Consider the following 14199-nt stretch of genomic DNA (forward strand, 5'->3'; position numbering starts at 1 on the left):
AATATTCAGTAAGCAATCTTCAAGAGAGTTATCATGTTAAAAGCTTCACCCCACGGCTTGAAGAGTCAATTATCACCTTTAGCCCTGGTTATTTTGTCGACTTTTTTTGTTGGTAGTGCAAATGCTAATACTGTTGCCATAGCGCCTCAAGAAGCTACCCAGGGTGTTGAGTTTGATGCTTTTTTCCTGAAAATGGATGACGAGGCGTCGGTTGACCTAAGCCGTTTTACCCACGGTGCCTCTGCACTACCAGGGATATACCGCACCGCGATATATGTCAACAATGTGCTAGTCGATAATAAAGAAATTGAATTTAAGTCACGTGAAGATAAATCCGTTTATCCATGCTTGACCACTGAAATAATAAAAAACATCGCCTTTGATTATGAGAAGCTGCCAGCGGAAATTTTAAATACGACGGATACAGGAGTGCAATGTGTCGATCTGCAACGTAAATTACCTGACGCCCAAGTTAATTTTGACAGTAGCGAACAGCGTCTGGATTTACTGATCCCTCAGATTTATATCTTGAAATCAGCACGTGGCAGCGTCAGCACGGAATTGTGGGACAGCGGTATTGCTGCCCTGATGTTCGGTTATAACGTGAATGGATATTCCAGCGAGTCACAAGGCAAAACCTTTAACTCACTGTATGCCGGGGTTAATGCTGGGCTGAATATTGACGCCTGGTATTTACGGCATAACGGTGCTTACAACTGGATGGAGAACGGGCCTGCGCAATATAGCAACCGCAACACCTATTTACAGCGGGATATTCCGCAAATCATGGGCCGCGCAGTCGTTGGACAAGCCAATACGCACGGGCAGCTGTTTGACACCTTGCCGTTCAACGGCCTGCAACTGACCAGTGATGAACGTATGCTACCAGGCTCACAACGCGGCTATGCGCCAGATATCAGAGGGATTGCGCGTACCAATGCCAGAGTGACGGTACGCCAGAACGATCAGGTGCTCTATGAAACCACGGTCACGCCCGGTGAGTTTCTGATCAACGATCTCTATCCAACCGGGTATGGTGGCGACCTGGAGGTGACTGTGCGTGAAGCGGACGGCACTGAGCAACGCTTCCGGGTGCCCTATGCATCTGCCGCGCAACTGTTGCGCCCGGGCTCATCACACTACGCCGTTACCGCAGGCAGATTACGCAGCGACAATCTGCGTGATAACCCCGAGCTCTATCAGTTGACCTATCAGCGTGGGTTGACCAATACCCTCACCGGTTACACCGGTTTGCAGGCAAGCCAGGGCTATACCGCATTGCAGTTAGGCGCTGCCGTTGGTACACCCATCGGAGCCGTGGCTTTTGACGTCACCCAGGCGAGTGCTCAGGTAGAAAATAAGGCAGATGAGCAACTTGGTAAAACCTTTAAGGGGCAGAGTTATCACCTCAGTTACAGCAAAGTAATTGCTGAAACCAATAGTAACCTGTCGCTGGCGGCGTCCCGCTTCTCCTCTGATGGTTATCTGGATTTTATGACCGCCATGGAAAGCCGTGATGCGGTAACCAGGGGAGATTCTCCGGAATCGGTATCGCGTGCCAAAAATCGTTTCACCGTCACGGCAGGACAGGGGCTGTCTGAAGGCTGGGGGCAGTTGAATATAAGTGGTTCAATGCAGAACTATTGGAATAGAGAAGGTAGTGAGAAGCAATTTCAGGTGGGTTACAGCAACCAATACCAACGCTTGAGCTATAGCATCAGTGCCAACCGCAGCTATTCCAGCCTGGGAAATAACCAGAATAATTATCTGCTCAGCTTTAGCTTGCCGCTGGGGCGTGAAGACAGGGCGCATACTCCTCAGTTGCGCACCGATCTTTCCCACGACAGCAGTGGCCGTTACGGCCAGCAAGTCAGTATTACCGGTACGGCAGGTGAGCAGAGTCAATTGGGTTATGCAGTGACGGCGATGAATGCCAACCAGGGAGTGGGCACCAGTGGCTCGGTCAGCGGTAGCTATAACAACTCAGCAACTGTGGTAAACGGTAGCTACGGCACCGGCAAAGGTTATAACAGCATGGCGGCAGGTATGAGCGGAACGGTGATCGGGCATTCAGGCGGCGTGACCTTGACCCCCTATACCTCGGAGACTTATGCCCTGGTTGAAGCCAAAGGGGCTGAGGGGGCCAGCGTGTCGTCTTACCAAAATGTGACTATCGATTCCCGTGGTTATGCGCTAGTACCGTATCTGAATGCCTATCAGTTGAATGACGTCAGCATCGATCCGAAAGGCTCTGCTGCCAATGTTGAGCTGGATAACACCCGGCAGAGAGTAGCTCCTCATGCGGGTGCGGTAGTCAAAGTGAAATATGAGACCAAGAAAGGGACCCCTATCCTGATCGATGCCACATATCTAAGTGAACCATTGATCTTTGGCGCTGAGGTATTTGATAGCAAGGGCAACAGTGTCGGTTCCGTGGGGCAAGGCGGCCAAGTGCATGCGCGCGTGGCGCAAGATAAAGGGCAGTTGACAGTGAAATGGGGTGAGGAGCGTGTCATGCAATGCAGCCTGGGTTACCGATTAATACCACAGGCAAAGAGCAATGCGCAGAACGCTATTCAGCAGTTTAACTCGGTGTGCCAACCCAGCGCAGCACAGCCCCATAACAGCAGCGATAAAACCCTTGTATATAGCGGTTCGTAAGGTAGAGAAATGAGTAGATTAATCAATAGAATGAATCTGATAACACTGCTGCTGGGTATGGCGGCAATCTATGCGCATAGCGCGAGTGCGGCAACCTGTTCGTTTGCTGCAGGTAATAATCGGTTTATCGCAACGGTGCCTCTGCAAACTCAGAATATTACCGTTGGGCCAGATACACCGAATGGAACCGTACTGCTTTCACATTATATCGGTGGCAACGCTACAACGGGAACGGCACCTTCTCCCACGTTTACTTGTACTTCGTCACCAACCAGTTACAGCGTACTGGCAAGATACCTGAATACCAGTACGCCAAAACCGCTATCAGCCTGGAATGGTTCACCCCATCCAGGACAGGTTTATGAAACCGGCGTACCTGGTATAGGTGTTGTTATGTCTTATTGGGGAAGAGCATTTCCAACTGACAGAACGACCATCAATGTTGGCAGCAATGCGACTTATACAGGGACTGTTGGTACAGAGTTTGACCTGTTACTGATCAAGATTGGGCCGGTGTCACCAGGGACGATCAGGGGTAGTGATTTACCTAGCATCGCTGTGCAAGTGACCCCAACGGGGGGCTCTCCACTGAGTTTAAACGCGATCAATTTTTCAGGTAGCATCAATATAGTGTCGCAAACTTGCCAAACGCCGGATGTGAATGTAGCGATGGGAACCGTCAATATCGCTCAGAACTTTAAGGGGCCTGCTTCTGCCTCTACCTGGAAGGATGCATCAATACGTTTGACTAATTGCCCAAGATTCCACGGCGCCAAGTTTCAGGTAAGAAGTTATACCAGCGTGGGAAGTCCAACAAGCAGCTCCACATCCAATTCACTGGAGCTTAAATTGGCACCCAATACCGCTATTATTGATAGTGCCAAAGGGATTTTAGGGATTAAGACTGGAGCGGAAAGTGCTACGGGGGTAGGTATTCAAATGGCTTATGGTAGTGTCAATGATGCATCCCCTACCCTGGTCAATTTTGCTGGGAGCAGAAGCTTTAACATGGTCAATAATGATGCGACCACGCAGACGTTGCCATTGGTGGCTAGATACATACAGACCGGCGATCAAATAACACCGGGGAAAGCGGATGCGGCAGTGACCTTCATGATTAATTATTATTAAGCCACATAGGATTATCTTGAGCCACGTAATCGCAGTATGTGCCGAGTTATAGGGATAACTGCCCCCAGTTCAAAGTGATCAGCCATAAAATTACGGGTTATCCAAGTTGCTGAAACTATTGGCATTCGCGGAATGCTGGTGCATGCGTTATCCGTTGAGGCCAGAGAGTTCTATCTACGAGTGGGATTTGAACCTTCCCATCTCGATCCGATGATGTTGATGATAACGTTGGGGGATTTGATCGAGAGTCTTTAGTGGGGGGAAAATAACGGGATAATACAACCTAAGGTGAGGAGCGCTCGCAACTGATTTCTTGAAGCTTTATTGCGCTCCCTCCTCAACGGACTACTCGACGTAAGCGGGTTGAAAAACAGTGCGCCCGATCTGACGCGCTGCATCGAGGTAAGCCTTTGGCTCCCCCAGCTCTGGCAGCAGTAACATTTCAGATGTCTTAACCGAAGCACCACAATAATCAAAAATACCGTGCGTTATCTGTGCGTTAAAGGCATCGGTAAAGCCGTGACGGTCATAAACGCCCTTGCTTGCCGCACCAAGAGCAACCAAATGCACCGGTAAATGCCCCAGTTTTTTGACCACAGCCCCATCTACAGTCTCTTCATAAGCCCAGCCATTGGAAAACACGCGGTCTACCCAGCCCTTAAGCAAGGCAGGCATGCTCCACCAGTAGATTGGGAACACCAGAACCAAGGCATCCGCGCTATCGATACGCTTCTGTTCTGCCAGAATATCCGCGGGAATGGAGGCCGTTTTTAAGAACGCAGCGATATCTGCGCCACCGTACACCGGATCGAAACCTTCCTGGGTGAGATCGGCAATTTCAAACGTATGGGCAGGTTCGGCGGCCGTTATCCCTTCGGCAATAGCGGCTGCAACACCATGGGTTAATGACGTATCGAGAGGATGGGAAACAACGATGAGTGCGTGCATTGGGGTGGCTCCTATTGTCAGGGCGAGGTATAAAACGTACTCTATATACCAACAGTAAGTTACCGTCGGTAAGTTACCTTTAGTATATAACGCTGTCAACGGGTAAATATTGCTATGGTCTCCAAACCACATTCGCGAGTTCGGCTATCGAGAGAAGAGCGTTATCAGCAGTTGCTGGCAACTGCATGGGAAATCATTCATGAAGAAGGCACCGAAGCGCTAACGCTCGGCCACCTGGCTGAACGCTCGGGCGTCACCAAGCCGGTCGTATATGATCACTTCACCAACCGTTCGGGCCTGTTTGCCGCGCTGTATCAAGAGTTTGATTATCGTCAGACCGCGCGGATGGATGAAGCTATCCAAAATACCCAACCGGAACTGGCGGCCTTGGCCTCGGTGATTGCCACTTCCTACATTGAGTGCGTGCTGCTGCAAGGCCGTGAGATGCCTAGCGTCATGGCTGCACTAGCCGGTACGCCCGAGCTTGAGAAAATCAGGAATGATTACGCCGTGGTATTCATCGAGAAATGCCGCCAGCTCTTTGCCCCCTTCTGCTGCGATAACCAGCTTCAGGACGCCGCGCTATGGGGTATGCTCGGCTCTGCGGAAGGGCTATCCTACGCCACCAGCTGTGGCGCGATTACGGCAGCCCAGGCTAAGGAAGAGTTATTCGGCATCATTATTTCGATGGTGCAGCGAAGTGGCGATCGGCCGGATATGGCTATGCCATAATAAGCACAGTGTTACCCCTCATCATGGAAGAGAGTTATGCCGACGATCGTTACCCACGCCGCAGTGCCGTTATGCCTTGGTTTAGGGCTGGGCCAGAAAATCATACCGGCCCGCTTGCTGCTCGCAGGCGTGGTTCTTTCTATGCTGCCGGATGCCGACGTATTAGCGTTTAAATTCGGCGTGGCTTACGGCAATCAGTTCGGCCATCGCGGTTTCACGCATTCACTGCTGTTTGCATTCCTGATGCCTAGCTTGGCACTGCTGTTCTACCGCTGGTTCAAGGCTAACCCCGTCAAGACCTGGTTGTTCCTGTTTATCTCGCTGTTATCCCACAGTTTGCTGGATTCGGTGACCACCGGAGGCAAAGGCGTCGGCTGGCTGTGGCCATGGAGTGACGAGCGTTTCTTTGCGCCCTGGCAGGTGATCCGCGTAGCGCCGTTTAGCCTCGAGAAATACCTGACTCCTGCTGGGCATGCGGTGATCATGTCGGAATTACTGTGGGTTTGGTTGCCTGGAGCCATCTTGATGACCGGCATGATAGCGCTACGTAAGTTCATGCAGCGCCAGTAAGAAATTGATTAAATAGGCGGGCACCGCATACAGCGCCCAGCGGTGAGCCGGTTAAGATTTGTAAGCGGCTTAACCAACAAAATCAATTCTGGTCAGCATTAACGTGCCTTGTTGAAGAGTAAACTCTACACGCATTCCCCCTTCACAAATTTCTGACAGCCCTGGGATCAGCAGGTTGGAATCAGTGCCGATAAATACGGCAAGCGTTCCGTCCTCAAAATCACCCGAACCGACCGAATCGCAGGTGCCTTCAATCAGTACTTTCTTCGCCCCATCATGGTAATAGAACTGCCCGTCCTCCTCGGCTGGGAAGTATTTTCTGGCCTGCTCCAACGGAGTTAATGAGTTCACCCGGAAATCAATCACCTGCTTTTTAGTGAGGTTGACACCCAGCAGCGGTATTTCCTTCAAACCATCCCTGACTTGCTGCGCATAGTGGTCGAACAGTGCTGGGGTTATGCTTTGTTGATGTTCATCAGGCGTTCCTGCCAGGAAAGTATCAGCGACGTTCTCAAGCGGGAAGAGAATATGCGCCTTTAAATAGGCCATATCCGCCGTCTTGATCGCCTGTTGGAATAGCTGGAACTGAGTGAGCATCTCAACCTTGAGGCTGTCATCGATCTCCTGAGGAGCTGCCGAGAGGAGCGGCTGATTTACCGCTTCCAGCAGCTTTTGTTCGGTGATCGCCGAGGCTGGCCCACTGAAGTTGCACTTCTCCACGGTCTTGCTCTCAACCATCAGCGCCTGCCACTCTGCCTTGGCATCTTTGGCCATAACTGCATCGTAGTAATTCATCCCTTGCCGATCCTGGCTCTCTTCCCCTTCCAGTCGCCCGCAGAAATACGCCATCTTGCCGGTTGTGCACAGGTGAGAAACCACAAATCTGGGTTGGGCAATAGCACCTTGATAACTGCGCCGAACCGCGTCCAGCAACGGCTTACGCTCCGCATCATAAAGACCGACGTTTTGGCACCCGCTCGCTGCGGGTTCATCTTGAATAGTGCTATGGCATTGGGCCTGCGCCGGTGAGTCGACATAAGAGTCAAAATTGCTCACCGTCGTCCAGAAGCCTTCCGCTGACTGCTGCAATTCACGATCGTAGACCACCGTCTTGCCGTTAATTTTGGCACTACCGCTACCATCATTGGTTTTAGCGGTGGCACAGAAATAGGCCTGCGAGCCGGAAACGCTCAGCTGTTTAACCACAAACTGGATATCGGTGGGATAACCGATATTGGCACGCATCTGATCCAGAATGACACGCCGTAGCGGATCGTTGGCATCCAGCGTCTGCCCTTGAACATAGGGGGATAACAATACCAGCAACAGCGCATATCTTTTCATTGGGCAAATCTCATCCTGAGCAGGCCTTACAGAGAACGCTAGTATTGGAACAATTTGGCCATCATTCAATAAAAAAACCCGCCAGCGGCGGGTTTTGAGATAAAGAGATGGAGCGACTTACGCCTGATTGGCAGGGGTTACTTTACTGGCCAGGAACTCCTGTTCGTAGGCCAGCGACTTTTTACGGTCGAACTGATGTTCCCATTTGGCAATCACCAACACCGCCAGCGCATTGCCCACCACGTTCAGAGCCGTACGCGCCATATCGAGGATACGGTCAACGCCGGCGATAAACGCCAAACCTTCCAGCGGAATACCCACGCTGCCCAAGGTCGCCAACAGTACCACAAAGGAGACACCCGGCACGCCGGCAATCCCTTTTGAAGTCACCATCAGCGTCAGCACCAGAATGATCTCTTGCCCCAGCGACAGCTCAATGCCGTATAGCTGTGCAATAAAGATGGCGGCAATACTCTGGTACAACGTAGAACCGTCCAGATTGAAAGAGTAGCCGGTAGGCACCACGAAGCTGGTGATGGATTTTGGCGCGCCGTAGGCCTCCATCTTTTCGATAATGCGCGGCAACACGGTTTCCGAACTGGCCGTTGAGTAAGCCAGGATCAGCTCTTCTTTCAAGATGCGGATCAGCGTCCAGATACGCAGGTTACACAGCCGCGCAACGGCCCCCAGAACCACCAAGGCAAAAAAGGCGATAGCGAAATAAACCAGCACTACCAGCTTGGCCAATGGCAAGAGCGAAGCGAAACCGAAGTTGGCTACCGTGACCGAGATCAGACCAAACACCCCAATAGGAGCGTAACGCATGATCATGTGGGTCACCTTGAACATGCTCTCGGCCACCGCTTTGAACACCTTCAGCAGCGGCTCTTTGGTCTCTTTCGGCAAGGAAGACAAGCCCAGGCCAAACAGCACCGAGAAGAAGATGATAGGCAGCATGTCGCCTTTGACCATCGACGAGAACACGTTAGAAGGAATTAACGAAAGGATGGTGGCAACCAGGCTATGTGAGCCGCTTTGCACCTGTTCCGTCGTTTTTTCATACTGTGAGATATCGACCGCGGTCAGCACCGACATGTCGATGCCGTGCCCGGGTTGAAAAACATTAGCCAATGTCACACCCACGATGATGGCGATGGTGGTGATCACTTCAAAATAGATAATGGTTTTCAATCCAATACGGCCCAGCTTTTTGGTATCGCCAATACCGGCAATACCGACGATTAGCGTGGAAATAACAATAGGCACCACGATCATCTTGATCAAACGAATAAAGATATCACCGGCGGGGCTCAATATATTACTGACCATCCACTCACGCGATTCCGTTTGATTATGCAGCACTGCGCCCAGGATAATACCCAATACCAACGCGATCAGGATTTGCCAGGCCAGGCTGATTTTTACATTTTTCATACCCAAAAAGTCCTCAAAGACTCCGTGCCAACGTGTTAAACACACCGAGGCTCCGGAAGGAATACTTAATCATTTATTACAGGCTTATGTTTGTGAACCTCTGCGCCAACTGCCCTTGGTGTAACGCAGTATAAATCTGTACCATCTGAAGGCGGGCTTCTGCAAGCCTTGTTTCATCTCGACTTTGTCCGTTTCGCCAGCAAAAAACCAACAAACAAAAAACGAACTGCAACATAATTACTTGTTCTAAAAAACATAATATTATCTTGGGCGGAACAATAGCCGATAGGATAGGACGATTTTTAATCAAAATAAAAGTGCGTGATTCGTCATTGCATTTGCATATTTAGTCTAAAAGTGTGTTTCCATATTGTTAACGCAAGGTTTAAAAAAAGAAAATAAAAGCCCCATGTGAACACCTTCAACATGCCAAGATAAGTCTTAATATGATTCACGCAGCTAATAAATTACCACAAAATCATTCACCAAATATCTTGTTTGTATTTGCAAAAAAACCAACATAATAAAGGCAGAACAAATAACCCATCGACAGGTTGCAGCTAACAATTATGCTGAGTATTTATAGCCGTCATTAATAGAGTCTGATTAGCTGTAAAATATAACTTCGACCTTATTCTTTCCTGCCCCCTCAAGCCGATGCCTCACGCTTAATATTTTTAGTTATCTAAAAACTTTTTTAACAGAAATACGCCCATTACCGTCTTTTCACCGTCAACCAAACAGTTACACAACACAATTACGACAGTAATTATTACAAATCAACATCTTCGTTGCGTGATCTGCCGCCCAAAAAAGAAACAAACCGTCATGGCAAACTATACTTAACCATCAGTTGACATATCATTAACAATTCTAAGGAGAAAAACCATGAGCCAACTGCACAAACACGCCATTCCTTCTGCAATTGCAGATCGTGCCCTGATCAATCCGGAGCAATACCAGCAATATTATCAACAGTCTGTACAAGACCCAGCGGCATTCTGGGGCGAGCACGGCAAGATCCTCGATTGGATCAAGCCCTATACCTCAGTGAAGAACACCTCTTTCGATCCTGGTCATATCAGCATCCGCTGGTTTGAAGACGGTACCCTTAACCTAGCGGCAAACTGCCTGGACCGCCACTTGGCCGAACGCGGCGACCAAACCGCCATCATCTGGGAAGGTGACGACCCGACCCAATCGGCCAAGGTCACCTACAAGCAGCTGCACCACGATGTCTGCCAGTTCGCCAACGTACTGAAAAAGCTCGGGGTGAAAAAAGGCGATGTGGTGGCCATCTATATGCCAATGGTGCCTGAGGCCGCCGTCGCCATGCTGGCCTGTGCGCGCATTGGCGCCGTGCACTCGGTGATCTTTGGGGGCTTTTCCCCAGAAGCCGTAGCGGGCCGTATTATCGACTCCAACTCCAAACTGGTGATCACCGCTGATGAAGGGCTGCGTGCTGGCCGCGCGGTACCGCTGAAAAAGAACGTCGATGATGCGCTGAAGAACCCAGGGGTGAAAAGCGTCAACAACGTGGTGGTCTTCCAACGCACCGGCAAGCCGGGCTACTGGCAAGAAGGGCGCGATCTCTGGTGGCATGAGCTGACCGAAGGCGTATCTGCCGACTGCCCACCGGAAGAGATGAACGCGGAAGATCCGCTGTTTATCCTCTATACCTCCGGCTCAACCGGCAAACCGAAAGGCGTGGTACATACCACCGGGGGCTATCTGGTTTACGCCGCGCTGACCTTCAAATACGTCTTTGATTACCACGATGGCGACGTCTATTGGTGCACCGCCGACGTGGGCTGGGTTACCGGCCATAGCTACCTGTTATATGGCCCATTGGCCTGCGGTGCCATTACGCTGATGTTTGAAGGCGTGCCGAACTACCCAGGCGTAAACCGTCTGTCGCAGGTAGTGGATAAGCATCAGGTCAATATCCTATATACCGCGCCAACGGCAATCCGCGCCCTGATGGCCGAAGGCGACAAAGCAATCGAAGGCACCAAACGCGATTCGCTGCGCATTATGGGTTCCGTAGGTGAGCCAATCAACCCAGAGGCCTGGGAGTGGTATTACAACAAGATTGGTAACGCAAAATGCCCGATCGTTGATACCTGGTGGCAAACCGAAACCGGTGGCTTCATGATCACCCCACTACCAGGAGCTACAGAGCTGAAGGCTGGCTCCGCCACTCGCCCATTCTTTGGTGTACAACCGGCATTGGTCGACAATATGGGCACCCCACAGGAAGACGCCTGTGAAGGCAACCTGGTGATCACCGATTCTTGGCCGGGCCAGGCTCGAACTTTGTACGGTGACCATGACCGCTTCGAGCAAACCTACTTCTCTACCTTTAAAGGCATGTACTTCAGCGGTGACGGCGCACGCCGTGACGAAGATGGCTATTACTGGATCACCGGCCGTGTCGATGACGTGCTGAACGTTTCCGGCCACCGTCTGGGCACGGCCGAAATTGAATCCGCATTGGTATCCCACCCCAAAATTGCCGAGGCTGCGGTGGTAGGTATTCCACATAACATCAAGGGTCAGGCAATTTATGCCTATATCACCCTGAATCATGGGGAAGAGCCAACGCCGGAACTGTATGCCGAAGTACGTAACTGGGTGCGTAAGGAAATCGGGCCGATTGCCACGCCTGACATTCTCCATTGGACCGACTCTTTGCCAAAAACGCGGTCTGGCAAAATTATGCGGCGTATTCTGCGCAAAATTGCCGCCGGTGATACCAGCAACCTGGGGGATACCTCAACGCTGGCGGATCCGGCTGTAGTCGAAAAGCTGTTGGAAGAGAAACAATCAATGAAAGTTCCATCCTAATCCGCGCTGCCTCCGGCCGTTCATCTGCCATGCGCAGCTGAACGGCCTGTATACCTGAAAGCTTTCAACTGCAGTAAAGCCGATCCCAGACATTTGGCTGGGATGGGTCAAGGTGGCCCGCAGAGCGCCAATTTGCCAGCTGGAAGGGTATCGCGTGGCGTACTTGTTCAATACCTATTGGAGAAACTCGGATGAATGAAGATATTTATCAAAGGATTGAAGAAAACCCGCGCTTTCAGGAGCTGGTGCAAAAGCGCAGCCGTTTCGCCTGGCTCCTGTCACTGATCACACTAGCGCTGTACGTCGGCTTTATCTTACTGATCGCCTTCGATCCTCAGTGGCTGGGGACTCCACTCGGTCCCGGATTAACCATTACCCGTGGGATCCCGGTTGGCGTGGGATTGATCGTGATTTCTTTCGTGTTAACCGGGATCTATGTTTATCGTGCCAACGGTGAATTCGATCGCCTGAATGCTGAAATCCTGCGTGAGGTACAACAATGAAGCGCCTACTTTCAGCTACCGCACTGTTGGCCCTGCCAGGCCTAAGCCATGCCGATGCCATTGGTGGTGCAGTACAGCGCCAACCGCTGAACATCCAGGCCATCATCATGTTCCTGCTGTTCGTCGGTGCCACCCTTTACATCACCTACTGGGCTTCCAAACGTACCCGCTCTCGTCAGGATTACTACACCGCTGGCGGGCGCATCACCGGGTTGCAAAACGGCCTGGCTATCGCCGGTGACTTTATGTCTGCGGCATCGTTCCTCGGTATCTCCGCGCTGGTTTATACCTCTGGCTATGATGGGCTGATTTATTCCATTGGCTTCCTGATTGGTTGGCCAATCATATTGTTCCTGATTGCCGAGCGGCTACGTAACCTTGGCCGATATACCTTCGCCGACGTGGCCTCCTACCGCCTGAAACAGAAGCCGATTCGCTCCCTTTCAGCCTGTGGTTCCCTGGTGGTGGTAGCACTGTATCTGATCGCCCAGATGGTGGGCGCGGGCAAATTGATCCAGCTGCTATTCGGCCTCAATTACCACGTCGCCGTTGTCTTGGTCGGTATATTGATGGTGCTGTATGTCCTGTTCGGTGGCATGCTGGCTACCACCTGGGTGCAAATCATCAAGGCCGTGCTGCTGTTGGCCGGTGCCAGCTTTATGGCGTTGATGGTGATGAAATCCGTCAACTTTGACTTCAATACCCTGTTTGCCGAAGCCGTGAAGGTGCATCCGAAAGGGCTTGCCATCATGAGCCCTGGCGGACTGGTCTCCGACCCTATATCCGCCCTCTCCCTGGGTCTGGCATTGATGTTCGGGACCGCCGGTTTGCCACATATCCTGATGCGTTTCTTCACCGTTAGCGATGCCAAAGAAGCGCGTAAGAGCGTGTTCTATGCCACCGGTTTTATCGGTTACTTCTATATCCTGACCTTTATTATCGGTTTCGGCGCGATCCTGCTGGTCAGTGGCAATCCGGCCTTCAAAGATGCCAGTGGGGCATTGCTGGGCGGAACGAACATGGCGGCGGTGCATCTGGCTAACGCGGTGGGGGGTAACTTCTTCCTCGGCTTTATCTCGGCAGTGGCATTTGCCACGATCCTGGCGGTGGTTGCCGGGTTAACGTTGGCAGGTGCTTCGGCGGTGTCTCACGATCTCTATGCCTGCGTCATCAAAAACGGCAAAGCGACCGAGCGTGACGAGCTGAAAGTCTCCAAAATCACCGTGGTATTGCTCGGGGTGGTGGCTATCGCGCTGGGGATCCTGTTTGAGAAGCAGAACATTGCCTTTATGGTGGGGCTGGCATTCTCCATTGCGGCCAGCTGTAACTTCCCAATCATCATTCTTTCCATGTACTGGTCACGTCTGACCACGCGGGGAGCAATGATCGGCGGGTGGCTTGGTCTGTTAACCGCAGTGATCCTGATGATCCTGGGCCCGACTATCTGGGTGCAGATCCTCGGCCATGCCAAACCGATTTATCCTTACGAATATCCAGCGCTGTTCTCTATGCTGGTCGCCTTTATCGGCACCTGGTTCTTCTCTGTGACCGACAATTCGTTGGTTGGGCAGCAAGAACGCGTGAAATTCCGTTCCCAGTTTGTACGTTCACAAACGGGGTTGGGGATTTCGCAGGGGAGTGCACACTAAGCCGTTGATTTGGGCTGAGGTTGACTCGGCCCTGCTTTAAAGAGTTAGCCTGCTGGGTCTTCCGGCAGGTTAATTTGCAGATCGAGTATTACCCCTCACCCTAACCCTCTCCCACAGGGAGAGGGAACCGATCGAGTCCGCTGATATTCCTGCGCAATACCCCATCTTTTTTCTGATTACTCATCACTGCCGAAACGGCATGGGTTCATCAAAGGTTCCGACTTGCCGAAGCCGCACGGGCTTATCCACGACACCGGACAGCTCCCTCTCCCCCGCACGGGTGTTCAGGATGTTCTCGGTGGGTACTCTGGGAGAGGGCTGGGGTGAGGGGTTTTCACTGTTATTTCCTGTTTTCTGCGCATAGCAAAAAGGCCATCCTT

11 protein-coding genes and 1 pseudogene are annotated in these 14199 nt (G+C 51.5%); 8 read left to right on the top strand and 4 right to left on the bottom strand.

All coding sequences use genetic code 11. The features are described from left to right. Nucleotides 1–33 precede the first annotated feature (33 nt). The 3 genes and pseudogenes from ACMV5I_RS25790 to ACMV5I_RS25800 all read left to right on the top strand — a co-directional run. Nucleotides 34–2661, top strand: coding sequence for a fimbria/pilus outer membrane usher protein (locus tag ACMV5I_RS25790; protein ID WP_414825582.1), 2628 nt, complete (start codon nucleotides 34–36; stop codon nucleotides 2659–2661). Nucleotides 2662–2670: 9 nt separating this feature from the next. Further along, on the top strand, nucleotides 2671–3792 hold the full coding sequence (locus ACMV5I_RS25795; RefSeq protein ID WP_414825583.1) for a fimbrial protein: 1122 nt from the start codon (nucleotides 2671–2673) through the stop codon (nucleotides 3790–3792). A 90-nt stretch (nucleotides 3793–3882) separates the two neighbouring features. Continuing rightward, a pseudogene (locus ACMV5I_RS25800) lies at nucleotides 3883–4047 on the top strand (GNAT family N-acetyltransferase); the annotation flags it as partial. Between the two features lie 90 nt (nucleotides 4048–4137). On the opposite strand, the gene ACMV5I_RS25805 reads toward ACMV5I_RS25800, so the two are convergent. Continuing rightward, on the bottom strand, nucleotides 4138–4740 hold the full coding sequence (locus ACMV5I_RS25805; protein WP_414825584.1) for an NAD(P)H-dependent oxidoreductase: 603 nt from the start codon (nucleotides 4738–4740) through the stop codon (nucleotides 4138–4140). Nucleotides 4741–4854: 114 nt separating this feature from the next. Here ACMV5I_RS25805 and ACMV5I_RS25810 point away from each other — a divergent pair, with 114 nt between their 5' ends. Together ACMV5I_RS25810 and ACMV5I_RS25815 are read left to right on the top strand one after the other, a co-directional pair. Beyond that, the gene (locus ACMV5I_RS25810) at nucleotides 4855–5472 is read left to right on the top strand and encodes a TetR/AcrR family transcriptional regulator (protein WP_414825585.1); all 618 of its coding nucleotides are present in this window, start codon (nucleotides 4855–4857) and stop codon (nucleotides 5470–5472) included. Nucleotides 5473–5508: 36 nt separating this feature from the next. Beyond that, complete coding sequence (locus ACMV5I_RS25815; RefSeq protein WP_284122053.1) at nucleotides 5509–6042, top strand: metal-dependent hydrolase; 534 nt, start codon at nucleotides 5509–5511, stop codon at nucleotides 6040–6042. 69 nt (nucleotides 6043–6111) lie between these two features. Here the strand turns inward: ACMV5I_RS25815 and ACMV5I_RS25820 are convergent, their stop codons facing one another. Beyond that, nucleotides 6112–7386 carry a hypothetical protein gene (locus ACMV5I_RS25820; RefSeq protein WP_414825586.1) on the bottom strand — a complete coding sequence of 425 codons (1275 nt, stop codon included), beginning with the start codon at nucleotides 7384–7386 and terminating at the stop codon, nucleotides 6112–6114. A 117-nt stretch (nucleotides 7387–7503) separates the two neighbouring features. Then, complete coding sequence (gene gltP / locus ACMV5I_RS25825; RefSeq protein WP_414825587.1) at nucleotides 7504–8820, bottom strand: glutamate/aspartate:proton symporter GltP; 1317 nt, start codon at nucleotides 8818–8820, stop codon at nucleotides 7504–7506. Between the two features lie 888 nt (nucleotides 8821–9708). On the opposite strand from gltP, the gene acs reads away from it, so the two are divergent. The 3 genes from acs (at nucleotide 9709) to actP (ending at nucleotide 13819) form a co-directional block, all read left to right on the top strand. After that, nucleotides 9709–11667 carry an acetate--CoA ligase gene (gene acs, locus ACMV5I_RS25830; protein WP_414825588.1) on the top strand — a complete coding sequence of 653 codons (1959 nt, stop codon included), beginning with the start codon at nucleotides 9709–9711 and terminating at the stop codon, nucleotides 11665–11667. Nucleotides 11668–11858: 191 nt separating this feature from the next. Next, nucleotides 11859–12170 carry a DUF485 domain-containing protein gene (locus tag ACMV5I_RS25835; RefSeq protein WP_024484747.1) on the top strand — a complete coding sequence of 104 codons (312 nt, stop codon included), beginning with the start codon at nucleotides 11859–11861 and terminating at the stop codon, nucleotides 12168–12170. Next, on the top strand, nucleotides 12167–13819 hold the full coding sequence (actP, locus tag ACMV5I_RS25840) for a cation/acetate symporter ActP (RefSeq protein WP_024484746.1): 1653 nt from the start codon (nucleotides 12167–12169) through the stop codon (nucleotides 13817–13819). The genes ACMV5I_RS25835 and actP overlap by 4 nt, the downstream gene beginning before the upstream one ends. Before the next feature lie 183 nt (nucleotides 13820–14002). Here the strand turns inward: actP and ACMV5I_RS25845 are convergent. Further along, a partial coding sequence (locus tag ACMV5I_RS25845; protein WP_414825589.1) for a hypothetical protein occupies nucleotides 14003–14199 on the bottom strand: 197 nt, incomplete at its 5' end.

Source organism: Serratia sp. T13T92 (assembly GCF_047530105.1).
Lineage (GTDB): Bacteria > Pseudomonadota > Gammaproteobacteria > Enterobacterales > Enterobacteriaceae > Chania > Chania fonticola.

What these genes read in the sequence shown, in the direction of transcription:
- gltP (WP_414825587.1), bottom strand. Translation starts at nt 8,820, where the DNA reads ATGAAAAATGTAAAAATCAGCCTGGCCTGGCAAATCCTGATCGCGTTG.
- acs (WP_414825588.1), top strand. Translation starts at nt 9,709, where the DNA reads ATGAGCCAACTGCACAAACACGCCATTCCTTCTGCAATTGCAGATCGT.
- ACMV5I_RS25815 (WP_284122053.1), top strand. Translation starts at nt 5,509, where the DNA reads ATGCCGACGATCGTTACCCACGCCGCAGTGCCGTTATGCCTTGGTTTA.
- ACMV5I_RS25835 (WP_024484747.1), top strand. Translation starts at nt 11,859, where the DNA reads ATGAATGAAGATATTTATCAAAGGATTGAAGAAAACCCGCGCTTTCAG.
- ACMV5I_RS25820 (WP_414825586.1), bottom strand. Translation starts at nt 7,386, where the DNA reads ATGAAAAGATATGCGCTGTTGCTGGTATTGTTATCCCCCTATGTTCAA.
- ACMV5I_RS25810 (WP_414825585.1), top strand. Translation starts at nt 4,855, where the DNA reads ATGGTCTCCAAACCACATTCGCGAGTTCGGCTATCGAGAGAAGAGCGT.
- ACMV5I_RS25805 (WP_414825584.1), bottom strand. Translation starts at nt 4,740, where the DNA reads ATGCACGCACTCATCGTTGTTTCCCATCCTCTCGATACGTCATTAACC.
- actP (WP_024484746.1), top strand. Translation starts at nt 12,167, where the DNA reads ATGAAGCGCCTACTTTCAGCTACCGCACTGTTGGCCCTGCCAGGCCTA.
- ACMV5I_RS25790 (WP_414825582.1), top strand. Translation starts at nt 34, where the DNA reads ATGTTAAAAGCTTCACCCCACGGCTTGAAGAGTCAATTATCACCTTTA.
- ACMV5I_RS25795 (WP_414825583.1), top strand. Translation starts at nt 2,671, where the DNA reads ATGAGTAGATTAATCAATAGAATGAATCTGATAACACTGCTGCTGGGT.